Source organism: Acidaminococcus sp. BV3L6, from assembly GCF_000468835.1.
In the GTDB taxonomy this organism is placed as follows: domain Bacteria; phylum Bacillota; class Negativicutes; order Acidaminococcales; family Acidaminococcaceae; genus Acidaminococcus; species Acidaminococcus intestini.
Window position 1 is genome coordinate 14,596 of the sequence record NZ_AWUR01000007.1, and the last position, 23,355, is coordinate 37,950.

Genomic DNA, 23,355 nt, shown 5'->3' on the forward strand with positions numbered 1-23,355 from the left:
ACAAAAGGGCCATTTTTCAGTGAGAGGAGTCATGACAATGAAACAACACAAGAACCTTTTAACCAAGGGAACGCTCGCCGCTGCCGTGCTTGCCATGGTTTTTGCTGGTACGGCTTATGCCGCTGACACGGCGACCGGTACCGGAAATGGAGTTGCCCAAGGAACCAATTCACAAGCAACGGATGCTACGGATACAGCAGTTGGAAAAACTGCGAAAGCGACGGGAAAGGGAAGTACGGCGATTGGCAACGGTGCCGCTGCGTCCGGGGCTAATTCGGTAGCAGAAGGAAACGGTGCCACTGCATCTGGGGTTAATTCGGTAGCAGAAGGCTACCAAGCGAAAGCAAGTGCTTCAAGTGCCTTGGCTGTGGGAAATGGCGCAAATGCAACGGCAGAAAACGCTGCCGCTTTTGGTGCGTTGTCCCGAGCCATAGGAATCGGCAGTGTTTCGCTGGGTGCTAGTTCAACGGCTAATTCAGAGGGAACCGTGGCGTTGGGCAGAAGTTCGTTCGCCGATGGAAAATCCTCTATAGCGATTGGTGATTATGCCCAGGTAAAATCCAATGGATATTCCCTAACCAGTATCGCTATCGGTCGAAATGCCTACGTCCTCAACGGAACGGGACAGCAGGAATACGAATTCAGCTTTAACAAGGATTCTTGGATAAAGACGAGTAGTGGTTTTTTTAGTTACAAGTATGATCCCAAAGAGGGAACGGATGCACTAGATCGACTTCCCGGCGGCATTGCAATCGGCACCAATGCCTATGCCCGTACGGGTTCTGTGGAAATCGGCAGTCATACTATGCAGGGGATGACTATGGCTGGAACGACTGTTGATAAGACATCGGCGAATATCATTGACATGACGACCATCGGTACGAACTCATACAACAAAGGTATGATGGCGACCATCGTCGGTGCCTATTCCATCAATACCGGAGACTTTGATGGCAGCGGTGGGTCTAATAGCCTTTCTTACGGTTCGCAGAACATGGGGTCCGTCCTCATTGGGTCCTTGAACCAGAACCGTTCCAAGGGAAATGGCCGCTATAGTGGCATTGCCAATACGATGGTCGGCGTTGCCAACATTGCAGAAAACGCGAATGGGGCACTCATTTACGGGGCGGGAAACAAGATTACGAATTCCAATAGTTACATCAACTTTAGTGGAAATACTGGCGCTGATTCGGCAGACGACCTGTTGGATAAACTTGCCACTGCGGTAAAAAATAGCGATGCTGGTGGAGCGGTTCTTGCCATTGGCGGCGGCAACACGGCAGATTACGCAAAGCATTCGATGATGATTGGCGTCAATACCACGCTTACTGGTACACAGAGCGATGTAAGTGAATTCAACATGATCAATGGGTTTGATGTGACGGCAAAAAATGTTGATCATGTGACGTCCATCGGGTACAAGAATACAATCAGTGATTCGAGTACGGTCCAGCTTATAGGCGACAACCGGAAATTGACAAATGTTAAGAACTCCGTGATTCTCGGCTCTGCCGAAAGCGAAATGGAACTGACCGCTTCGAAGGCCACCATCCTTGGCTACAATGCGAACGTACAGGCTGAAGGCGGCGTGGCTCTGGGTGCCGGATCCATTTTGAATGACTCGGAATCGGGATTGGATCAGTCCGGGTATAATCCGGCGACGAAGACAAACTCCACCGACACAAGCTACATTTGGCGTCCGACCCTAGCTGCTGTGTCTGTTGGTGTCAGCGGCACGGATACGCGCCGCATTACGAATGTCGCTGCCGGCATCAATGATACGGATGCGGTCAACGTGGCCCAGCTGAAACAGGTGGCAGGCAGCGCCGGCGGTTCGGCAAACCTCATTGCCGGCGACGGCATCAAGCTCGTCAAGGGTACCGACGGCTCCTGGACAATCAGCACGAACTTCGAGAACTCTGGCTCGGATGAAGTGACGTATAAGGATGCGACGAACACGGGGGATACGACCAACACGGACAGTGGCACGACTTCGGACACAGGCAAGGCGGCTGTCATCGAAACGAAACTTACGGCCGATGACGGCAATACGACAAGCCTTGGGGACAATAAGGACAATCAGCTTGGCATCAAGGGCGACGGCGAAAACATCAAGACCAGCGTCAGTGGCAGTGATGTGAAGGTTGCCCTCAGCAAGGACCTTAGCGTAAGCAGCATCACCATCAATAACGGCGGCCCGACCATCAACGAGGGCGGCATCGACATGAACAATACGAAGATCACCAATATCGCCGACGGGGATGTCTATGAAGGCTCCAAGGATGCCGTGAACGGCGGCCAGCTGTGGAGCGTCCAGCAAGGCATGAATGGACGCATCAGCCGCCTTGATACGAAAATCAATCGTGTCGGTGCCGGTGCAGCGGCCTTGGCAAACCTTCATCCCCTTGATTTTGATCCTGACGACAAGTGGAGTTTCTCCACTGGCTTTGGGAACTATCGCAATGCCAATGCCCTGGCTGTCGGTGCCTTTTATCACCCCGATGAAAAGAGTATGGTAAACATCAGCGGTACCTTTGGCAACGGCGAAAACATGGTTGGTCTGGGTGCAAGCTTCAAGCTTGGCAAGGAATCCTCCGTGACAAAGGGAAATCTCCAAAAGACCATTACAAACCTCCAGACGCTTGTGGCAAGTCAGGATAAAGCCATGAAAGCGCAAAATGAAAAAATCGCCAAGCTGGAAGCCATAGTGGCCCAGCTCATGGCAAAATAAGCTCACCAAAAACAAAAAAACTCCGCCCTTCGGGGACGGAGTTTTTTGTTTTTGGATGATGTGATCAGTGGTTGACTAGGCCAAGGCGGGCAATCATTTCCATGTCTTCTTTGATGGTTGTACCGCTTGTGGTAAGCATATTTCCCGTAATGGAAGCAGATGCACCGTGAAGCAGGGCCGATTCCCCGTTATCAGGAAGCAGCTTCCGGCCTGCGGCAAGACGGATGTTTGCCGTCGGGTTAATGAAGCGGAAGAGGGCGATGGTCCGCAGGATGTCTTCGGCAGGAAGGGAAGGGCGGCCTTCCATCCCTGTTCCGGGAATGGCCATAAGGGCATTGATGGGGATGGACTCGATGCCGAGCTCTTGAAGGGTAAAGGCCATATCGATGCGGTCCTGCCAAGTTTCTCCCATGCCGATGATGCCGCCGGAGCAAACACAGAAACCCGCGCGCTGGGCGGCCTTGATGGTGCGGATGCGGTCATCGAAGGTATGGCTCGTGCAGATATGAGGGAAAAAGCGGCGGCTGGTTTCAATGTTATGATGGTAGCTTGTGACGCCGGACGCAAAAAGGCGGCGCAGCTGGTCTTCGCTTAAGATGCCATGGGACGCGCAGAGGTCAATCGTCAGGTCTTTTTTCATGGCCTTGTAGATGGAAAGCGCTTTATCGAAATCCTTTCCCGTGAGGGCGCGGCCGCTCGTGACCATGGCAAAGCGGTTGGCACCGGCGTCCTGGTCCATTTTGGCCGTTTCCATGATGGTCTTTTCGTCAAGAAAATCGTATTCTTCACAGCTTGTGTGATGGCAGGCAGCTTGGGCGCAGTATTTGCAGTTTTCGCCGCAGCGTCCGCTTCGAGCATTGATGATGGTGCAGAAATCAACATGGTTGCCGCAAAAATGGCGCTGTAGGGCGCCGGCACCTTCTTGAAGTGCTGCAAGCGGCATGGTCAGCATATCCTGAACAAAGGCATCGTCTTTCTTGAGGCGATAGCCATCGATGATGGATTGTGTCATGGTTTTGATCGTTTGATCTGACATGGTCTCATAACCTCCCTTAATTGTACAGGTATCAGTATAACGAAAAAGAAAAACGAGAGTCAACGGTTAAATAATTATGGTTAACATAAAATGAAAGGGAACCGTGGAAAATCAGTTCATTGATATTATCGTGATAAAATCACGAAAATATCATAAATCACTTAATTAAATTAAGTAAAGTACTAAAAAACTAGAAGATACTGGGTGATTGTAATCGTCCGACAACTTGAATTATAATGAAGTCAAGAGAGATGACGGGCTGCCGCGCAGCCTGTCCAAGGAAAAAGGGAGGTTTATTTATGACAGCTCCTCTTGTCATTCGTGTCAAGGACCGCGATAATGTTGCCATTGCCGTCCATGACCTGGAAACGGACGTTGAAGTCATGCCCGGTGTTGTTACCCGTGACCCCATTCCACAAGCCCATAAGGTGGCCCTTGTGGATATACCCAAAGGGGGTGAAATTATCCGCTACGGGGTTGTCCTCGGTTATGCCAAGGACGACATTGCCTGCGGCAGCTGGATCAATGAACATATGCTGAATCTGCCCCAAAGTCCTTCCGTAGAACATATGGAATATGGGACCCATATTGTGCCGATGGAGGAACTCCCCACGCCGCCACGCACGACATGGATGGGTTATAAAAATACCGTCGGGCCTGCCGGTACGCGCAATATCCTCGGTATTGTGACGACTGTCCAGTGCGCTGCCGGTGTGGTCAACGTAGCCGTTCAGAAGATTAAACAGGAACTTTTGCCCAAATACCCTCACGTTGACGACGTTGTTGCCGTGAACCATCCTTATGGCTGTGGGGTTGCTATCAACGCCCCCCTTGCCGTCATTCCCATTCGTGCTGTGAGGAACCTTATCCGTCACCCGAACTTTGGTGGAGAAATCATGCTGGTTGGTCTGGGCTGCGAAAAACTGACCTATGACCGGCTTCTTGAAGAGAATGAAATCAATGCTGAAAACTGTCTCACCCTGCAGGACTGCAAGGGGCATGACGCCATGATGAAAGCCTTGATGGAAATGGCGGAACGGAAACTGCAACGCCTCAATCAGCGGCACCGTGAAGTCCTGCCTTTATCGGAACTGGTTGTAGGTATGCAGTGTGGCGGCAGTGACGCCTTCTCCGGCCTTACGGCAAATCCCAGTGCCGGGTATGCTGCTGATATGCTTGTTAAGGGCGGCGCCACGGTCATGTTCAGCGAAGTTACGGAAGTGCGTGACGGTGTCCATATGCTGGCCGCCCGCTGCGTCAATAAGGAAGTGAGGGACAAACTGGCTGCCGAAATGAAATGGTATGATGATTATCTGGCTGAAGGCGGCGTTGATCGCGATGCCAACCCGACGCCAGGCAATAAAAAAGGCGGCCTTGCCAATATCGTGGAAAAAGCCATGGGTTCCATCGCCAAAAGCGGTACAAGCCCCATTGTGGAAGTCCTGTCGCCGGCTGAAAAACCGACCAAACATGGACTCATCTATGCCGCTACCCCGGCAAGTGACATTGTCTGCGGGCCGAGCCAGCTGGCAAGCGGCATTGGGCTGCAGGTCTTCATGACGGGCCGCGGCACCCCTTATGGCCTTGCCATCGCTCCTGTCATCAAAGTCTGCAGCCGCAATGAAATGAAGGACAACTGGTTTGACCTCATCGATATCTCGGCTGGCGGCGTTGCGACGGGAGAGAAGACCATTCCTGAAGTCGGAACGGAAATCTTCAATTATATCCTGGATGTAGCAAGCGGGACGAAAATCCCCTATTCCGACCAGTATGGCTTCCATAACGACCTATGTATCTTTAATCCGGCCCCGATTACCTGATAAAAAATGAAGCCCTTGCTCCATTTCATAGAGAGCAGGGGCTTTTTTTGCATCTATTTGCTGTGTTACAATGGAAAAAAGGAGGAAAGAGCCATGGAAAGAGCACTGCCTAAAGCTGGGGAAACTTGGCTTCATTTTAAAAATAAACGCTATGAAATCATTGCCTGTCCCGTCATCCATTCAGAAACACGGGAACAGTACTGCGTCTATAAAGCACTTTATGGCGATGGCGGCATCTACTGCCGCCCCCTCGACATGTTCATGAGTGAAGTGGACCATGTCAAGTATCCTGACGTAAGGCAAAAATATCGGTTTGAAAAGATTGGGAAGTAGAAGAAAATCGCTTGGCACCGGCGTAAGGCAAAAGACCCGACAGGGACGGTTCGATGCATTCTGCATCAAACCTAAAGAAGAATAAAAGAGGGAAAGCCTCAAACTGAATCAAGACATGCATTCGGTTTGAGGCTTATTCTTTGGGCTGGCAACGCAGATGGACCGATAGGGACCGTAGGCGAAAAAGGTTTCCTACATCATCCGAAAAAAATCCAAGGAGCGGCCCGCCCAAGGGCTCCATTTTTTCGGACGTCTTAGAAATGAGATTGTGGTACGTACCTTCTTGCGACGGGACATGTCATCATTGGCATCAGATATATCTTTTTAAAGCCAATGATGACACGCAACTGCATCGAATCGGAGCGATTTTTGCTCCGAGTAGATTCTACAGGCAGAAAGGGAAACTTCGTTTTCGTTTGCATGCAAAATCCTCAGCAAAGATGAAGGAGAAGGTGAGGGCCATTCTAGACAGCAACAAACCAACTTCGAATGAGGATAGGTCCATCAGGCTGAAACAGTTCATCTAAGGATGGATCAATGATTTCAAGCTGGCAGACATGAAACAGCTGCTCACGGAAGTAGACACATGGATACGGCGGAAAATCCTGGGCAATCTACTGGAAACAGTGGAAGAAGGTGCGAACAAGGTGCCGCATGATACGCCACTGCGCGATTCCAGAATGGAAAGTGCATGAACTGGTAAATTGCCGAAAAGGACCATGGAGAGCGGCGCTTATGCTGAGCTCGGTCCTTACGAACAAAAAAATAGCCCGCCCTGGTTATATATCCATGACGAGCTATTACAAATAAGTATGTGAAAATGAGGAAACCGCCGCGCTTTGAACGGTACGCACGGTGGTGTGAGAGGAGTGATTTCTATTTAGAAATCACTCCTCTCGATTTTCTTATTCCTTGTCTCCTTCAGCAGCAGCGATGCAGTCGTTGATGTCTGCAATGAGGGCATCGACGTCCAGCCCGTGGGCAGCTGCGCCCTGGCCGATGGTTTCAAAGTTGGCGGCCATGCAGCCGACACAGCCGAGGCCATATTGCATGAAGATTTCGATGATCTCCGGATGCTGCTGCACCGTGAGGATAATCGGGGAATCTGCAGTGACTTTTTCCATGGTAGGATAACCTCCTTGTTCTTTTATCCTAGTCATTATATCGGAGAGGTACAAAGAATGCAATACTTCCCAAAAAGATGGAAGGGAAAGAATACAAGTTCCATACCTAGGTAGGGTAAAAAAGAGGCTTTTTGTTAAAATTTCATATATCTAAATAAAGTGATATAAAAATTTCATAGAAACCACCAAACATACAAGGTATTGTACCTGTTTTCATACCAACCACAATACCTTGTGCTTTTGTTTCTTTGCTTCTTTGGCTGTCCAATTTGATTTCCCCCACATGGGAAAACCCTAGGTAAAATCAGGCTTTTTCGCTCCTAATTGAATTGATTTTTTGGATATTGTGCTTTATAATGGGGAAAAGTGGTGGAAAGTGGTGAATTTCGGAAAGAAAGGTGGGAATTGCAGCCATGCTCATGGGTGAATATGAACATAGTGTAGACGCCAAAGGCCGTCTTTTTGTTCCTGCCAAACTCCGGAGTGAATTGGGAAAGACGTTTGTCATCACCAAAGGAGTCGATGGCTGTATCGATGTCTATCCCATGGATGCCTGGGATCGTCTGCAGCAGAGCTTTGCTCAGCAGACGCTCCCCAAGAAAAAAGCCCGTGATGTTTCCCGCTTCCTTTTTGGCAATTCCATGGAAGTGGAACCGGATAAACAGGGCCGCATCCTTCTGCCGCAAACGCTTCGCAAATTTGCCCAGATCGAGGGCTTGGCGACCATTATCGGTACGGGGACCAAGGCGGAAATCTGGGATACCAAGCGGTATGAAGCTTATAGCAGTGAAGTGGAAAGCGATGTTGCCGCCATCGTGGAAGATCTTGAAATTTAGTGACTGAAAAGAGGGATGACGGTGAACTTTGTACACAAAAGTGTGCTCCTAAGGGAAAGCGTTGACTGGATTGTCACCGATCCCAAAGGGATTTACGTCGACTGCACGTTGGGCGGTGCTGGTCATTCCCATGCTATAGCTGAAGAATTGGACCCGGAAGGTCTCCTTATTGGCATCGATCAGGATGAAGACGCCATTATGGCTGCCTCAAAACGTCTTGAGGATGCTGCGTGCAAGGTCAAGATTGTTCATTCCAATTTCCGAAACCTGGGAACCATCCTTGAGGGACTGAATCTACAGGAAGTGGACGGCATCTTTTTTGACCTCGGCGTTTCTTCTTATCAGCTGGATACGCCGGAACGGGGGTTTTCCTATATGCATGATGGTCCTCTTGATATGAGGATGGACCAGGAGGGAAAACTGACGGCTGCTGACGTGGTGAATACATACAAGGAAGAAGACTTGGCAGACCTGATCTATAAGTATGGGGAAGAACGCTGGAGCCGTCGTATCGCCCAGTTTATTGTGGAAAAACGAAAGGAAAAGCCGCTGCGCACAACAAGCGATCTTGTTTCAGTAATCAAGGCCGCCATTCCGAAAAAGGCCCGTCAAGATGGACCTCACCCCGCCAAACGGACTTTTCAGGCGATTCGGATCGAAGTCAATGATGAACTGAAGATCCTTGATTCGACAATGGAAACGGCTGTCAAACACCTTAAAAAAGGGGGACGCATTGGCGTCATTACCTTTCATTCTTTGGAAGACCGCATCATCAAGCAAAGTTTCAAACGAATGGCCAAAGGCTGCATCTGTCCGCCGGAACTGCCCGTTTGTGTGTGCGGGCACAAACCAGAACTAAAGAAACTGAAGGAATTTATTCCGTCGGAAACGGAATTGGAGGATAATCCTCGCGCTCGGAGCGCACGGCTCCGCGGAGCCATCAAGATATAGGATCCTTACCTTATAAAGGACCATTCCTGATGCGTAAGAAAAGCGGGGAGAGAGTACTCGCTGGATGAATGAATCAGTAGTAGGGGACATTGCCATGCTTAAAAATAAACACAAGGTCTATGGGACCTTTGCCTATCATACGGCTTATAACTATGGAAATACGGCAACACAAGAGGAACCGCTTTACGAGGTACCTTTCTACGAGCCTGCCAAAAAAAGCCGAACTCGGTCCAAGGTGGCTTCCGCTGCTAGCAAGAAATTTGTACTTTCTATCGTAATCATGTTAATATTAGTAGCTGCCAATACCTTTCTTGCAAAAGTTGTCATGGATCAATCCTATAACCTGATCCAGATGAAGAAGCAGGAAGCGGCGCTCATCGACAAGAATGTAACCCTTCGGATTGATGTGAGCCGGCTCAAGAGCCCCAACCGCATTGCTTCGATTGCCAGTAAAAAATTAGGCCTCAATACAGCGAGAGAAAATATCTACGTCAATATTAACGTGCCCCCAATAAAATAGGGTTCCTTTGGCGTGCTGTATTGGGCTTATCCTGAAAAAAGGCAGCCACCATTGGCTGCTCTTTTTACGTGGCAGCGATTTTGTAACCATTGAGGAGGAATTATTATGGAAAGAACGCTTCAAGACGTGATTTCCCATATTAAGGGATGTACCGTGACAGGCGACCCAAAAAACAAAATCATTACGAACCTTACGATTGATTCACGGACGGCAGGCAAGGGCAGTCTCTTCATTTGTCTTGTTGGCGTCCATACAGATGGTCATGCCTATATCGAAAAAGCAGCAAGCTTAGGGGCGGAGGCAGTCCTTGTGGAAAAGGACGTGCCGCCTGTACCGGGACTTGTCATGATCCGTGTGAAGAGTACACAGGAAACCATGACGGAACTTGCTCCGTGGTTTTATGATTATCCTGCTCAGAAGATGCGCATGATTGGCATTACAGGGACCAACGGCAAGACAACAACTACCAATATCCTGCGAACCTTGCTCACTAATACGGGCCATAAAGTAGGGCTCATTGGAACCATCAATATCATGATCGGCGATGAGGTGGAAGCAAGTCACAATACAACGCCCGACGTGGTGGATCTGCAGCGGACCCTTTGCCGCATGGCAGATGCAGGCTGTGATTATGTCGTAATGGAAGTGTCAAGCCACGCCTTGGCCCTGAATCGTGTCGCCGGCATCGAATATGATACGGCGGCCCTTACAAACATTACCCAGGACCATCTTGATTTCCACAAGACCATGGAAAATTACCGTGAGGCCAAGGCACTGCTCTTTACCCATCTCCATGAAGGCCGCAAAAAGGGAAAGACGGCCATCTTCAACATGGATGACGCGTCCAGCCCACTGATCATGAACCGCGTGAAGACAAAGGTCATGACCTTTGGCAAAGCACGGACCAACGATGTGTATCCCATCCGCTTCCATGTCGGGGCCAAACATATGGAACTGTCCCTTCATACGCCGGAAGGGAATATGGACTTAAGGCTTCACATTACAGGGGAATTCAATGTTTATAACGTCATGACCGCGGTCTGCGCTGCGTTAGCGGAAGGCCTCAAGCATGATGATATTGTCCGCGGCCTCGACAATTTTGCCGGTGTGCCCGGTCGCTTTCAGCTCATCGATGCAGGCCAGCCCTTTACGGTTATCGTGGACTATGCCCATACGCCGGACGGTCTGGACAATGTCCTAAGGACTGCAAGACAGATCACCAAGGGCAGATTGTGGGCCGTCTTCGGCTGCGGCGGTGACCGGGATGCCAAAAAGCGTCCCATCATGGGAAAGCTGGCTCTGGAGCTTGCTGATATCCTTGTTGTTACGAGCGACAACCCGCGCAGTGAAGATCCGGACACCATCATTCGCGATATCGAGACGGGTTTTTCAGACAATCCGCAGCATAAAGAAATCTATACTATTTCCGACCGTCGGGAAGCAATTCAATTTGCTATCTCCCATGCACGCCCGGAAGATGTTATAATGATTGCCGGAAAAGGTCATGAGAACTACCAGATCCTCAAGGACCGGACCATTCATTTTGATGATGGGGAAGTTGTTCGCGACTTCTTCCGGAAGGGAAACAGAGCATGATCAAAATCAATCTCATAAAAAAAGCAACGCAGGCAAAGACGCTTCTTCCTGACAGTGTAGATTTTATTGATGTTTCCACTGATTCCAGAAGCATAGGGCCGGGGACGCTCTTTGTAGCACTCCGGGGTGAAAAGTTTGATGGTCATGATTATGTGGCAGCCGCCCTTGAAAAAGGAGCTACAGCCGCTCTCGTAGATCATAATCCGGGTGTGGCGCCGCAAAAATGCATCCTCGTGCCTGACACACTTAAGGCCTATCAGGAGATTGCCTCAGCGTACCGACTTTCCAAGAAGAACCTCAAGGTCATTGCCATTACCGGGTCGAACGGAAAGACGAGTACGAAGGATATGACGGCAGCGGCTCTTGCTGCCCGTTACAACGTCGTTAAGACGCAGGCAAACTTCAATAACGAAATTGGCCTTCCTATGACGCTCCTGCGCATCAAGGACAATACGGAAGTAGCCGTTGTCGAAATGGGAATGCGCGGTCTTGGACAGATTCGTGAGATGAAGCAGATTGCCTATCCTGACGCCGCCATCATAACCAATGTGGGGGAAACCCATTTGGAACTTCTTGGCTCTTTGGAAAACATTGCAAAGGCAAAAAGTGAGATTCTGGAAGACTTTACGAAAGACAACTGGGCCGTGCTCAATGCCGATGACCCCCGCGTGTCTGTCATGAGGACCGGGGCCTCGGTGCGGACCTATGGCATCGACCATGACTGTGATGTAAGGGCACGGGATATTACGACCATTGGCCTTGTGACCTGCTTTACCTATGAAAGCAAGATCACTGGCGCTAAACAGAAGGTGGCCCTGCCCATGCTGGGACGCCACAATGTCATGAATGCTCTTGCGTCCATCACCATGGCGGAACTTTACGGTGTACCTGATACGGCCATTGCGGAATCCCTGCAAAACATCAAGATGACAGGGAAACGGCAGGAATTCCTGCGCCTTGGCGATAAGACCATCATCAATGATGCCTATAACGCCAGTCCCGCTTCCGTGGCCGTGGCTTTTGAAACGCTTCAAGAAGTGGTGAAGAACCAAGGCTATGGCAGAGAGATTGCCGTCCTTGCCGATATGCTCGAACTGGGGAGCGTCAGCGAAGAAAGCCATCGCAAAGTAGGACGCTGGACGGCAGTCTATGGAATCGAGGAAGTCATTTGCTACGGGAAAGAGGCCCGCTTTATTTATGAGGAAGCAAAAAAGGCCGGCGTTTCCGCCCATTATGCATCTGATAAAATTGAAGCTGCGTCCCTCTTGAAGGACCTTGTGAAGACTGGAGACGTGATCCTCCTTAAAGGTTCCCATTCCATGGAAGTTGACACGGTTGCGGACCTTGCTTTTGGGAAGGAAGGCCTCCAGAAATGAATATCACGTTCTTTTGGCAGTTTGCGACAGCGTTTGCATTGACCGTTTTCATTGGAAAATTCCTGATTCCGGAACTGCATAAATGGCATTTTGGACAGAGCATCAGGGAATGTGGCCCGAAGGAGCATCTCAAGAAAGGCGGTACGCCCACCATGGGTGGAATCATGATGATTCTGGCCGTCATTGCAGCAAACCTTTTATGGAACGGTCATGACCGGACCATGTACCTTGCCCTTTGGCTTTTTGTGGGGTACGGACTCATCGGATTTATTGACGATGGCCTCAAGATTTTCTTTAAACGCAATTTGGGGCTTACGTCCAAACAGAAGATGGCCCTGCAGATCCTTGTTGCTGGTATCTACCTATTTTTACCCGGTGACGTACTAAGTACCCGTCTTTGGATTCCCATCCTTAATGTGACCGTCAACCTTGGCACGGCTGGGTATGCTCTTTTTATCCTGCTGCTCCTTGTAGGAACCACCAATGCCGTAAACCTGACCGATGGCCTTGACGGCCTTGCTGCCAGCGTAACCGTCTTTGTGATGCTGGCCTATTCGGCCATTGGCTTTTTGGCCGGCGAGCGTTCCATCAGTTTGTTCAGTCTTTCCATTGTAGGCAGCTGCCTTGGCTTTTTGGTCTATAATCATCATCCGGCCAAGGTTTTCATGGGCGATACCGGTTCCCTTGCCCTTGGCGGAGCGGTTGCTGCGGCGGCCATTGGGTCCCATACGGAACTGCTGCTTGTGATCATTGGCGGCGTCTATGTCTTGGAAACCCTGTCCGTCATCATCCAGGTAACGTACTTTAAGCTGACGGGCGGTAAACGTGTCTTTCGCATGACACCGATCCATCACCATTTTGAGCTGGGCGGCTGGAAGGAAACGAAGGTCGTTGCTCGGTTCAGTATGCTGAGCTTACTTCTTTCCCTTGTGGGATTTTTTATCTATACAAACCGATTTTAACTAGGGGGCGTCTATCTTGGCACAACATGATTTCGTATTCGTTTATGGCGCTGGCATCAGCGGCCAGGGCGTGTCCCAGGTCCTACTCGACCAGGGCGAAAAAGTAATTTTATATAATGATGAACAAAAGGATTTGGAACAAACGTTTCGTGAGGATATGAAAAAACGGGGTGGGGAAATCGTCTTTTCCGAAGACCCCCGACCCTATCTGAAAAAGAGCAAGCTTTTCATCATTTCCCCAGGGATCCCCTTTACGACAGATGTCGTAAAAAAAGCCCGCGAGGAGAAACTCGAAATCATTGGTGAAGCAGAATATGCAAGCCGCCTCTATAAAGGCCACTGGGTGGGCATTACGGGAACGAACGGCAAGACGACAACAACGACCCTTGTTTCTCGGATGCTTGCAACGCTGCCGGTTCCGACGACGGTTGCCGGCAACATCGGCTATGCCCTTTCCAAGGAATTGGAACACATGGGACCGGAATCCTATGTGGCGGCTGAATTGTCAAGTTTCCAGCTCGAGGGAATGACGACCTTCCATCCGCAGATTGCCTGTATCGTCAATATCACGCCTGACCATTTTGAACGGCACGGCAACATGGAAAACTACATCAACGCCAAGGCTCAGATTTTTGCCCATCAAACGGCAGAGGATGTGCTGGTCTTGAATTATGACAATGAACCTGATCGTAAGCTTGCATCCCGCGCGGCAAGCCGTGTCTTTTTCTTCAGCACCGAAGAAAAACTTGAAAAGGGAGCCTGGATCGAAGAGGGAAACTTTGTCTTTGATGTCGATGGCTCGAAGCATGTGGTCTGCAAGGTGTCCGATCTGAAAATTTTTGGCGCCCATAATGAGCAAAACGTTCTTGCAGCCATCCTTTGCTGCCACTTTGCTGGCGTCACCGTAGAAAATATGGAAAAGGTCCTGAAAGCCTTTGAAGGGGTGGAGCACCGTCTTGAATATGTGACGACTATCAAGGGCGTGCCGTATTATAACGACTCCAAGGCAACGAATACTGATTCTGCTGTGAAGGCCCTTGAAGCCTTCAAGGAAGGGCATGTGATCCTTCTTGCCGGTGGTCATGACAAGATGACGGACCTTACGGAATTCATGCAGGTGACGGCTAGGAAAACAGATGCCTTGATCCTTTTGGGAGAGGCTCGCCAGCGTTTTTTAAAAGCGGCCAAAAAAAATGGTGTCAAGAACATCGTCATGTGTGATGGCTCCTTTGAAGACGCTGTGCGCCTAGCGTACGATATGGCCAAACCGCCTCAGGTTGTGCTCCTGTCGCCGGCCTGCTCTTCCTATGATATGTTTGCAAACTTCCCGGAACGGGGACGTGTCTTTAAGTCCATTGTCCATACACTCAAAAAGGAAGCAGGGGAGGAAGCATAATGAAGGTCCTCATTGCTGGCGGTGGTACGGGCGGCCATATCTACCCGGCCCTGACCATTGCTGATGCCATTCGGCACAAGGTCCCTGATGCGGAAATCACCTTTGTCGGGACGCGTAAGGGACTCGAAAGGGATATTGTTCCCCGATATGGATATCCGTTGGAATTTATCCGCGTCGCCGGGTTTGAACGCCATCTGGGTGTGGGAACGCTCAAAAGCGCGGCGGCTCTGGTCAGCGGAATGAGCGACGCCTACAACCTGGTGAACCGAATCGAACCTGATCTTGTTATAGGCACGGGCGGCTATGTTTGCGGGCCTGTCCTTTTTTGGGGCGCCATGAAACGGGTACCTACGGCAATCCAGGAACAAAATGCCATGCCCGGCGTGACCAATAAGATCCTTTCCCATTTTGTGGATAAGGTCTTTTTGGGTTACAAGGATGCGGAAAAATATTTTTCCACTCATGCTAAGATGATTGTTACAGGCAATCCAGTTCGCCGAGATGTCACGGAAGCGGATCGGCAGGAAGGGTATAAGAAGCTCGGCCTTGATCCCATGAAAAAGACCCTCCTCGTCTTTGGCGGGTCAAGGGGAGCGCGGACTATCAATGAAAGTATGGTCTATGTGGAAAAGAAACTTGCTGGAAACCGAAGAATCCAGATTCTCCACGCGACGGGAGATTTAGGCTACAAGGCCCATTTGGAGGCTTTGGGAAGCTTTCTTGAAGGGGCTGACAATCTTCACATTGTGAATTATCTCCATGAAATGCCCCTTGCACTTTCTGTTGCCGATCTTGCGGTTTCACGGGCTGGGGCCATTGGCCTTGCGGAACTCATGGCGCGTGGCATCCCGTCCATCCTTGTTCCATATCCCTATGCAACGGCGAACCATCAGGAGTACAATGCCCGGGCCCTCAAGGCTCAGGGAGCAGCCGAAGTCATTCTCGATAGGGAGCTTACGGGAGAGACTTTGTATAACGTGATGGAACGGCTTTTGAAGGACCCCGATCTTTTGAACATGATGCATCGGGGGGCCCTGAAAGCAGGACAGAAGGATGCGGCGGACCGTATTGCCGCAGAAGCCCTTGCCATGACCGGTGAGGGTAGGGAGGGATAACAGCGTGATCGATTTGGATCAGATCAAAAACATTCATTTTATCGGCATTGGCGGCGCCGGCATGAGTGCCCTTGCCAATGTCCTCATTAAACGCGGGTTCCATGTCTCTGGGTCCGATGCAAAACCGGGAGACATGGCGACCAAGCTCGCAAAAGAAGGTGCCCTTGTCTTTATCGGCCATGCTGCCTGTCAGATTGAGCGAGCCGAGGTCATTGTCGTTTCAACGGCCATCCATCCAGACAATCCAGAGCTGGTGGAAGCTCACAAGCGCGGTGTTCCTGTCATTCATCGCAGTGACGTCCTGGCTTATCTCATGAATAAGCATAAAGGCATTGCTGTAGCCGGTGCCCATGGAAAAACAACGACAAGTTCTATGCTGAGCCTTATTACCTGTGATAACGGCATCGATCCGACTGTCGTCGTAGGTGGCGTGGTCAATAATCTAGGAACCAACTCCGTCAATGGCAAAAGCGATTATGTCGTAGCAGAAGCTGACGAAAGCGATGGGTCCTTCCTTAAGTTCCGTCCTTATTTGGCTGTCATTACAAATATTGAAAATGACCATCTGGACCATTATGGAACGGAAGAAAAGATCCAGGAAGCCTTCCAGCAGTTTGTCGATCAAGTCAAGGAACAAGGCAAGGCCATTCTTTGCTATGATAATGAAAAGGTGCGCCGCGTCGGGGAAAAGACCACGACCGAGGTCATCAGCTATGGCATCGACGCAAAGGATGCGGACTACCGCGCCGAAAATATCGAATATGGTAAGGATGGCACCCACTATGATATCCTTTTCCGCGGTAAAAAGATCGGAAAAGGCCATCTGATCGTGCCGGGCCGGCATAATGTCCTCAATGCCTTGGGCGCTTTGGCAGCGGCTCGTGAACTGGGTCTTTCCGTGGAAGAAATTTCTAGGAGCCTCGAAAAGTTTACGGGAGCTAAACGGCGCTTTGAGACCAAGGGACGGGTACGCGGCATCTGGGTCGTCGATGATTATGCCCATCATCCTACGGAAATCAAGGTTACGCTAAAAGCTGCGCGCCAGACGCAGCCCAAACGGCTGATTGTTGTTTTCCAGCCCCACCGTTACACGCGGACACAGCTCCTGCTTGACGAATTTGCCGTTGCTTTCAAGGAGGCTGATGAACTCATTGTGACGGATATCTATGCTGCCAGTGAGGATCCCATTCCCGGCATTTCAGGCAAGATGCTGGCTGAGACCATCCAACGGACGACGGGGCAGGATGTGAGCTATATGAGCGGTTTTGAATCCATAAAAAACTACCTTGTGGATCATGCAGCCGCCGGTGACCTTGTCATGACCATCGGTGCCGGCAGTATCAATCAGCTGGGCGCAAGCCTTGTGGAAGCATTGGAAGGGAGTCATAAAGCATGATGAAGACAAAACGAATTGGCGTTGTTATGGGCGGCCCCAGCAAGGAGCGGGAAGTATCTCTGAATACAGGCTCGGCCATTGTGGAAGCGTTAAAGGAAAAAGGTTATGACGCGGTACCCATCGACCTTGATCCGTCCCTTTTCCCCTCCCAGATTGAGGATGCAGGAGTTAAAGTCGTTTTTAATGCCGTCCACGGTCTTTATGGAGAAGATGGAAGGCTGCAGGCCGTCCTTGAAATGCTTGGCGTTCCTTACACAGGGTCGGGCGTTCTTTCAAGCGCCATTGCCATGAATAAGTTCTACACCAAGCGAATGTTTGAAGCAAACGGCGTAAAGACCGCTAACTGCCTTTATCTAACCGATAAAGACAGACAAACGGCCAAACAAGATATCATCCGTAAGCTTGGAATTCCTTGCGTCGTCAAACCGGCAGAACAGGGTTCGAGCATTGGCGTGACCATCGTCAAAAAGGAAGAAGACCTGGATAAGGCCCTTGAAGAAGCGTTTTCCTATGGAAAACTGGTCCTTGCCGAAGCTTTCTTTACGGGTAAGGAAGTGGCCGCGGGCGTCATGATGGATAGCAGTGGAAACCCGATTGCGATGCCCCTTGTCCTCATTGAGCCCCATGTCGACTTTTATGACTACCACAATAAATATACTAAGGGAGCCACGACCTACACCTGCCCAGCACCTTTTGATGAATGCCTCACAAAGGCGCTCCAAGAAGAAGCCGTCAAGGCCTATAAGGCCCTTGGCTGCAGTGGGGTCGCCCGCGTTGATGAAATGGTTGACGCAGAAGGCAACTTCATCTGCCTTGAAGTAAATACCATTCCTGGCATGACGGCAACGAGCCTTGTGCCAAAAGCAGCAAAGGCCATGGGTCTGTCTTTCCCGGATCTGTGTGAAAAGATCCTTGAGACGGCTCATTTGGGCTAATTGCTATGGAACCGCCAAAGTGGAATCGGCAGCCTTTTCGCCCGCCCGTGCCGCCTGCCCCTCATGAAAAGGGGAAAGGAAAGGAGGCTGGGGAAAGACGGACCGGTAAAAAACGAAAGAAACACTGGCATTTCAGGCCGTCCCTCATGCTCCCCAGTCTTTCCCCCCGTGTGGTGAGCGCGCTCCTTGCCTTCTTGGTTGCCTTTGGACTCTTTTGGTTCCTGATCCATCGTCCGGGTCTTCATATTGGGAAAATCCGCATCATAGGGGCCACCTATGTCACGCGGGAAGAAGTCTTGGAAGAAGGCGGCCTGTGGGAACCTATCAATGTCCTTGATATTGACCGAAAGCAGCTGATCCAGAATCTTGAAAAGGATGTACGCATTGAAAAAGCGAGCATTTCCTTTGCCTTTCCTACGTATTTTGATATCCATATCACGGAACGGCTGCCCGGCCTGTACGTGGAATGTGATGGTCCGCAGTTTGCTAAGGTTTCCTATTCAGGACACGTCCTTGCCGTCCATAGCAGCATCCCTGACGCGACAGCACCGCTATTGACAGGCTATCATGGGGGTAACCTCATGGAAGGAGACGAAATCGAAGATGAGGATGTAAGGGGGCTCTTGCAGTTTTTGGGCCGCTTGGAACCTTCCATTCAGGACCAGATTACGGAAGTTTCCATGGATGGGCGGAAGCAGATCACTATCCATCTGCGCCGGAGCCTTCCCATTATCGTTGGCGATGCGGAAAATGCCAACAAAAAGATCGATACCTTTGTGATGCTCTGCCGGGAAATGGGGAACCGGAAATTCAAGGGTAAATATATCGATATTACGTATGAACAGCCTTATGTCAAGCTCGAGTAGAAGGAGAACGCTCTAATGGCTTATAAAGATAAAAAAGAGAAGTTCTTCATGTTTCTCGTTTTCCTTGTGCTCGGAATCATGGTCTCCACGCAGTTTCGCAGTGCCGAAATGCAGCGGAGCCATAATATCAACCAGCAACGGGCCGAGGATTTGGTAGAGAAACTCAAGACTTCGGAAAAGGAAAAGACGGCCCTTCAGGAACGGGTCAAGAAACTGGAAGAAACCGGTGCAGGCAACAGCGATCCCAAGGAAACCTTTGCCATGAAGATGCGGGCAGGGGAAGTGACCATGCAGGGACCCGGCGTCGAAGTGACCTTGGATGACAGCAAAGTGCCGGCCAAACAGGGGGAAGACCCAAACCTTTACATCATCCACGATGATGACCTCCTGCGTATCCTCAATGAATTGCGGGCAGCTGGCGCGGAAGCCATTTCCCTGAACGATCAGCGCATCCTCGATATTTCGGAAGTGCGCTGTGCTGGACCGACCGTTTCCGTCAACAACACACGGTTTTCACCGCCTTATGTGGTCCGTGCCATTGGCGACCCCAAACGACTTGAAAGTGCCCTGCGCCTGCGCGGCGGTGTGGTCGAGACGCTGAAGTTCTGGGGGATTACGGTCGATGTGATCAAAAAGGACCAAGTGACGGTTCCCGCCTTTGAAGGGACCCGCCATTATGAGTTTGCCAAACCAAAGGAGGAGAAGTGATATGGTCTATGCCATCTTTGGTCTAGCTCTAGGTATTGCACTGGGTGCTTACCTGCCGGTCTTTCCCCAGGTCTACAGCAAGCTTGTTGCCGTTGCCTTTATGGCGTCCCTTGACGCTGGTTTTGGCGGACTTCGTGCCGTAAAAGAAGGAACCTATGACAGCAGTGTCTTCATTAGTGGCTTTTTTGCAAACGGTCTTTTCGCTGTTTTTCTCTGCTATTTTGGCATGAGATTAGGCATTGACCTTTATTATGTAGCCGTTTTAGCCTTTGGCCTCCGGATCTTCAATAACATTGCCATTATCCGCCGGCTATTCATGAAAAAGTAGGAGTTCAGATCGGGGTTCCCAATAAAGAACTCAAAAAGCGAAAGGTTTCTTGAATTTTCTTGTAAAAGTGCGTGAAATAAAGCGCGCCAAATGGTATACTATAGTACAGGATATTTTTAAGATTACAATCTAAATCTATTCAGATAATCGATGTGAGGAGGACCATGGAGATGTTTGAAGCGGAAAAGCAACAGGCTGGGCAACAGCCGCTGGAAAAAATCAAAGTTATCGGTGTCGGTGGTGGCGGAAACAACGCCGTAAACCGCATGATCGATACGGGTCTGCAAGGTGTTGAATTCGTGGCTGTAAACTGCGATGCACAGGCACTGATGACCAGCAAGGCCCCCACCAAGATCCAGATTGGTGAAGAAGTAACGAGAGGACTCGGCGCAGGTGCCGATCCGGAAGTCGGTGAGAAAGCGGCCCAAGAAAATAAGGACCAGCTGGCAGATCTCCTCAAAGGTTCGGATATGGTCTTTGTTACGGCCGGCATGGGCGGTGGTACTGGCACGGGTGCTGCCCACATCGTGGCTGAATGCGCAAAACAGGCTGGCGCCCTGACTGTTGGTGTTGTCACCAAACCGTTCACTTTCGAAGGCCGCCGCCGCTATAATGTTGCCGAACAGGGCATTGCCAACCTCAAGAGCAAGGTTGACGCCCTCATTACCATCCCGAACGACCGTCTTCTCCAAGTTGTGGACCGCCGTACGAGCATGGTTGATGCATTCAAGATTGCCGATGACGTCCTGCGTCAGGGTGTCCAGGGCATTAGTGACCTCATCAGCGTGCCTGGTCTGATCAACGTTGACTTCAATGATGTGAAGACCATTATGTCCAATGCTGGTTCTGCTATGATGGGTATTGGCTCTTCCAATGGGGAAGAAGGCGCTGCCGCTGCTGCAGAAGCGGCCATCAAGAGCCCGCTGCTTGACAGTACCATTTCCGGTGCCAAAGGGGTGCTCCTTAACATCACGGGCGGCCCGAACCTGTCCTTGATCGATGTCAACGAAGCCAGCAAAATCATCACCGATGCCGTTGATCCGGATGCCACCATCATCTTTGGAGCTTCCATCGACGAAAACATGGGTGACACCATCCGTGTCACTGTCATCGCCACGGGGATTGATGACACCAATGGCGGTTCCATCAAGGCTCCGAAACCGGCTCCTTTCACCAAACCGGAAACCCCGCAGAGCCGTTTTACCAAGGCTGCTGAAAAAGAAGCTGCTGGCAAGGTTGGCTCCTTCGGCGCTCCGAGCTCGGAGATTCCGCCCTGGATCCGCAATAAATAAGGAATCCTTTTGAGGTAACGCTTATGAAATGTCCATTCTGTTCCTATGCTGACAGCCGTGTCATTGACTCCCGTTCCGTTGATAACGGGACTTCAATCAGACGCCGTCGGGAGTGCCCGGAATGTGGGCGCCGTTTCACGACTTACGAAAAATACGAGGAAACGCCGCTCCTGGTCATCAAAAAAGATGGCCGCCGGGAACTGTTTGACAGCCAAAAATTGACCAACGGCTTGCTGAAAGCTTTCGAAAAAAGACCTTTCTCCTATGAACAGATCCAGTCCATCGCGTCTGGTATTGAACGGGACCTGAGGGCTTTGGGCGAAAGTGAGGTCAAATCGACCCTCATTGGCGAAACCGTCATGAAGGCACTGGAAAAGATTGACCAGATTGCCTATGTCCGCTTTGCTTCTGTCTATCGTCAATTTGCTGATGTAAATAGTTTTATGCAGGAAATCCAAGGCATGCTGAGCAAGATGGACGACAAAAAATAATTACTGAAACCGAGGAAGAGCTGTGAAGCAAGATGCTTCATGGCTCTTTTCCTTTTGCCCGAACAGGTGCGCCTTTGCGGTAAAAGTTTTTTCTTCCTTCGCAAGGGTCCAGGGTTCTATTATTTTCGCGGCACTTTTCCTAGGGTCTTGATGACTAACCTGCCATCCCTTTTGCGTCTTTTCGGTCCTTTTGCTTTAGCACAGCAGCGCAGGTCAAGACGGTCCTTTTATTTTCCAGTTGCAGCGTGAAAACGCACATTTATCTGGGGTAACAAGGAATGAATGGCTCCATCTTGAATAAAGAAGACGAGCAAAGGAGGAATGACTCATGAAACGATACCGCTACAAAGTACGGACAGGAAAGGGGGCGATCATGAGCGGCGTCCTTTTGGCGGAGCATAAAGGCGAAGCCTTACAGGTCCTTAAGGGGGAACATGACCGCATACTCTCCCTTAAGGAAGATTGGTTTTCAGTGAAAGGAACGAGGCAGCATTTTTCAGATGGAGAGCGGGAACGGCTCTTCAAGGAACTGGGTATCCTGCTTAAAAGTGAGATTCCCATCTTGCGAGCCTTGGACATCATGGGACTGCGGGGAAATGCGAAAGTAGCCTTCCTCTGTCGGCGAATCGGCGAGGAACTGAAGAAGGGAAGATCCTTATCGAAGGCCCTTTTGCGGTACGAACAGGCGATTGGGGCCTTGGCTCCAGTCCTTTTGGAAGCGGGAGAAAAAAGCGGCAGGACCTCCGTTTTGTGTCTGCGTCTATCTGATTCCTATCGCCGCAAACGGGAGCTTTGGAAGGAAATGATGGGAGCCCTTTTTTATCCCCTCTTGGTCCTGGGGCTAGGCGGTCTCGTCGTCCTTTATTTCATCATCGCCATCCTGCCCCTATTTGTTGGTCTTTATGGAGAGCTCAATCTTTCTGTTCCTACCGGGCTTTCGCTGATGATGATCTTACGGAGGACCCTGACAGATCATCCTTTAGTACTGGTCTTTGTCATGTTGGGACTTGTTATTTTTCACCATGGGATTCGCCCTTACAGGCTTCGCCTTTTTCTTGTCATTCCCCCCTGCCAGAGGGCTTATGGCCGCTTTTGGGAAGTTCGCTTCGTGGGATTATTGGCCCTTCTGCTTGAAAGCGACCTTTCCCTCCATGAAGCCTTGGAAGAAGCACGGAACCTTTTGCCCAAAGGACCGTTGCGTCTTGAAGGACAAAAGCTCCTGCGTGCAGTGACGAGCGGTGATTCATTTTCGGAAGCAGCCCTTACGGCGCCGCTTTTGATCTCACCCCTGACGAGGGAACTTCTTAGCATGGGGGAAGAAAGCGGGCGCCTTCCGCAAATGCTTAGCGAGGCTTCAAGCCTCTTGATGGAGGAATTGACCTTGACCCTAAAGACAGTCAAGCGTCTGATGGAACCAATCCTTTTGGTTTTTATGGCCGGTGTCAGTGTCCTTATCCTCTATGGGGTCATGTCCCCCCTAATGGGCCTTATGAATGGGCTGCCTACAGCTATATAGTACAAAAAGGAGAAATGAACCATGCTA

22 protein-coding genes are annotated in these 23,355 nt (G+C 50.4%); 19 read left to right on the forward strand and 3 right to left on the reverse strand.

All coding sequences use genetic code 11. The features are described from left to right. Positions 1 to 37: 37 nt before the first annotated feature. Positions 38 to 2,731, forward strand: a complete 2,694-nt coding sequence (locus HMPREF1246_RS01195) for a YadA-like family protein (RefSeq protein ID WP_021736483.1) — start codon at positions 38 to 40, stop codon at positions 2,729 to 2,731. A 64-nt stretch (positions 2,732 to 2,795) separates the two neighbouring features. On the opposite strand, the gene bioB is transcribed toward HMPREF1246_RS01195, so the two are convergent. Beyond that, positions 2,796 to 3,767 (reverse strand): biotin synthase BioB, encoded by a 972-nt coding sequence (gene bioB, locus HMPREF1246_RS01200; RefSeq protein ID WP_009016193.1) that lies wholly within the window; start codon positions 3,765 to 3,767, stop codon positions 2,796 to 2,798. 299 nt (positions 3,768 to 4,066) lie between these two features. Here bioB and garD point away from each other — a divergent pair, with 299 nt between their 5' ends. Both garD and HMPREF1246_RS01210 read left to right on the forward strand, forming a co-directional pair. After that, positions 4,067 to 5,587 carry a galactarate dehydratase gene (gene garD / locus HMPREF1246_RS01205; protein ID WP_016459464.1) on the forward strand — a complete coding sequence of 507 codons (1,521 nt, stop codon included), beginning with the start codon at positions 4,067 to 4,069 and terminating at the stop codon, positions 5,585 to 5,587. Between the two features lie 93 nt (positions 5,588 to 5,680). Further along, the gene (locus tag HMPREF1246_RS01210; protein ID WP_016459465.1) at positions 5,681 to 5,920 is read left to right on the forward strand and encodes a DUF1653 domain-containing protein; all 240 of its coding nucleotides are present in this window, start codon (positions 5,681 to 5,683) and stop codon (positions 5,918 to 5,920) included. A 905-nt stretch (positions 5,921 to 6,825) separates the two neighbouring features. On the opposite strand, the gene HMPREF1246_RS01215 is transcribed toward HMPREF1246_RS01210, so the two are convergent. Together HMPREF1246_RS01215 and HMPREF1246_RS10470 are read right to left on the reverse strand one after the other, a co-directional pair. After that, positions 6,826 to 7,044, reverse strand: a complete 219-nt coding sequence (locus HMPREF1246_RS01215) for a DUF1858 domain-containing protein (protein ID WP_021736499.1) — start codon at positions 7,042 to 7,044, stop codon at positions 6,826 to 6,828. A 142-nt stretch (positions 7,045 to 7,186) separates the two neighbouring features. Beyond that, positions 7,187 to 7,327: a hypothetical protein gene (locus tag HMPREF1246_RS10470; RefSeq protein WP_155883600.1), complete on the reverse strand. Its 141-nt coding sequence runs from the start codon at positions 7,325 to 7,327 to the stop codon at positions 7,187 to 7,189. 130 nt (positions 7,328 to 7,457) lie between these two features. Here HMPREF1246_RS10470 and mraZ point away from each other — a divergent pair, with 130 nt between their 5' ends. The 16 genes from mraZ to HMPREF1246_RS01295 all read left to right on the forward strand — a co-directional run bounded on the left by mraZ (position 7,458) and on the right by HMPREF1246_RS01295 (position 23,328). Next, entirely contained in the window at positions 7,458 to 7,880 is a 423-nt protein-coding gene (gene mraZ, locus HMPREF1246_RS01220) for a division/cell wall cluster transcriptional repressor MraZ (protein WP_016459466.1), read from the forward strand. Positions 7,881 to 7,901: 21 nt separating this feature from the next. Next, positions 7,902 to 8,831, forward strand: a complete 930-nt coding sequence (rsmH, locus tag HMPREF1246_RS01225) for a 16S rRNA (cytosine(1402)-N(4))-methyltransferase RsmH (RefSeq protein WP_016459467.1) — start codon at positions 7,902 to 7,904, stop codon at positions 8,829 to 8,831. Positions 8,832 to 8,895: 64 nt separating this feature from the next. Then, positions 8,896 to 9,351 (forward strand): cell division protein FtsL, encoded by a 456-nt coding sequence (locus HMPREF1246_RS01230; protein WP_035224104.1) that lies wholly within the window; start codon positions 8,896 to 8,898, stop codon positions 9,349 to 9,351. Between the two features lie 105 nt (positions 9,352 to 9,456). Beyond that, positions 9,457 to 10,947: a UDP-N-acetylmuramoyl-L-alanyl-D-glutamate--2,6-diaminopimelate ligase gene (locus tag HMPREF1246_RS01235; protein ID WP_021736501.1), complete on the forward strand. Its 1,491-nt coding sequence runs from the start codon at positions 9,457 to 9,459 to the stop codon at positions 10,945 to 10,947. Next, a complete protein-coding gene (gene murF / locus HMPREF1246_RS01240; RefSeq protein ID WP_021736506.1) occupies positions 10,944 to 12,323 on the forward strand; it encodes a UDP-N-acetylmuramoyl-tripeptide--D-alanyl-D-alanine ligase in 1,380 nt (459 codons plus the stop codon). The genes HMPREF1246_RS01235 and murF overlap by 4 nt, the downstream gene beginning before the upstream one ends. Then, positions 12,320 to 13,285, forward strand: a complete 966-nt coding sequence (gene mraY, locus HMPREF1246_RS01245; RefSeq protein WP_009016202.1) for a phospho-N-acetylmuramoyl-pentapeptide-transferase — start codon at positions 12,320 to 12,322, stop codon at positions 13,283 to 13,285. The genes murF and mraY overlap by 4 nt, the downstream gene beginning before the upstream one ends. A gap of 16 nt (positions 13,286 to 13,301) precedes the next feature. Continuing rightward, positions 13,302 to 14,681 (forward strand): UDP-N-acetylmuramoyl-L-alanine--D-glutamate ligase, encoded by a 1,380-nt coding sequence (murD, locus tag HMPREF1246_RS01250; protein ID WP_021736481.1) that lies wholly within the window; start codon positions 13,302 to 13,304, stop codon positions 14,679 to 14,681. After that, positions 14,681 to 15,796: an undecaprenyldiphospho-muramoylpentapeptide beta-N-acetylglucosaminyltransferase gene (gene murG / locus HMPREF1246_RS01255; protein ID WP_009016204.1), complete on the forward strand. Its 1,116-nt coding sequence runs from the start codon at positions 14,681 to 14,683 to the stop codon at positions 15,794 to 15,796. The genes murD and murG overlap by 1 nt, the downstream gene beginning before the upstream one ends. Positions 15,797 to 15,800: 4 nt before the next feature. Then, on the forward strand, positions 15,801 to 17,192 hold the full coding sequence (murC, locus tag HMPREF1246_RS01260; protein ID WP_021736486.1) for a UDP-N-acetylmuramate--L-alanine ligase: 1,392 nt from the start codon (positions 15,801 to 15,803) through the stop codon (positions 17,190 to 17,192). After that, positions 17,189 to 18,127, forward strand: coding sequence for a D-alanine--D-alanine ligase (locus tag HMPREF1246_RS01265; protein WP_009016206.1), 939 nt, complete (start codon positions 17,189 to 17,191; stop codon positions 18,125 to 18,127). Before murC ends, HMPREF1246_RS01265 begins: the two co-directional genes overlap by 4 nt. A gap of 5 nt (positions 18,128 to 18,132) precedes the next feature. Next, the gene (locus HMPREF1246_RS01270) at positions 18,133 to 18,993 is read left to right on the forward strand and encodes a cell division protein FtsQ/DivIB (protein ID WP_009016207.1); all 861 of its coding nucleotides are present in this window, start codon (positions 18,133 to 18,135) and stop codon (positions 18,991 to 18,993) included. 15 nt (positions 18,994 to 19,008) lie between these two features. Continuing rightward, entirely contained in the window at positions 19,009 to 19,701 is a 693-nt protein-coding gene (locus HMPREF1246_RS01275) for a DUF881 domain-containing protein (protein WP_009016208.1), read from the forward strand. A gap of 1 nt (position 19,702) precedes the next feature. Further along, a complete protein-coding gene (locus tag HMPREF1246_RS01280; RefSeq protein WP_009016209.1) occupies positions 19,703 to 20,029 on the forward strand; it encodes a small basic family protein in 327 nt (108 codons plus the stop codon). Positions 20,030 to 20,199: 170 nt separating this feature from the next. After that, complete coding sequence (gene ftsZ / locus HMPREF1246_RS01285) at positions 20,200 to 21,321, forward strand: cell division protein FtsZ (protein ID WP_009016210.1); 1,122 nt, start codon at positions 20,200 to 20,202, stop codon at positions 21,319 to 21,321. Positions 21,322 to 21,344: 23 nt separating this feature from the next. Continuing rightward, complete coding sequence (nrdR, locus tag HMPREF1246_RS01290) at positions 21,345 to 21,812, forward strand: transcriptional regulator NrdR (protein ID WP_009016211.1); 468 nt, start codon at positions 21,345 to 21,347, stop codon at positions 21,810 to 21,812. A 328-nt stretch (positions 21,813 to 22,140) separates the two neighbouring features. Next, positions 22,141 to 23,328, forward strand: a complete 1,188-nt coding sequence (locus HMPREF1246_RS01295; protein ID WP_009016438.1) for a type II secretion system F family protein — start codon at positions 22,141 to 22,143, stop codon at positions 23,326 to 23,328. Positions 23,329 to 23,355 lie beyond the last annotated feature (27 nt).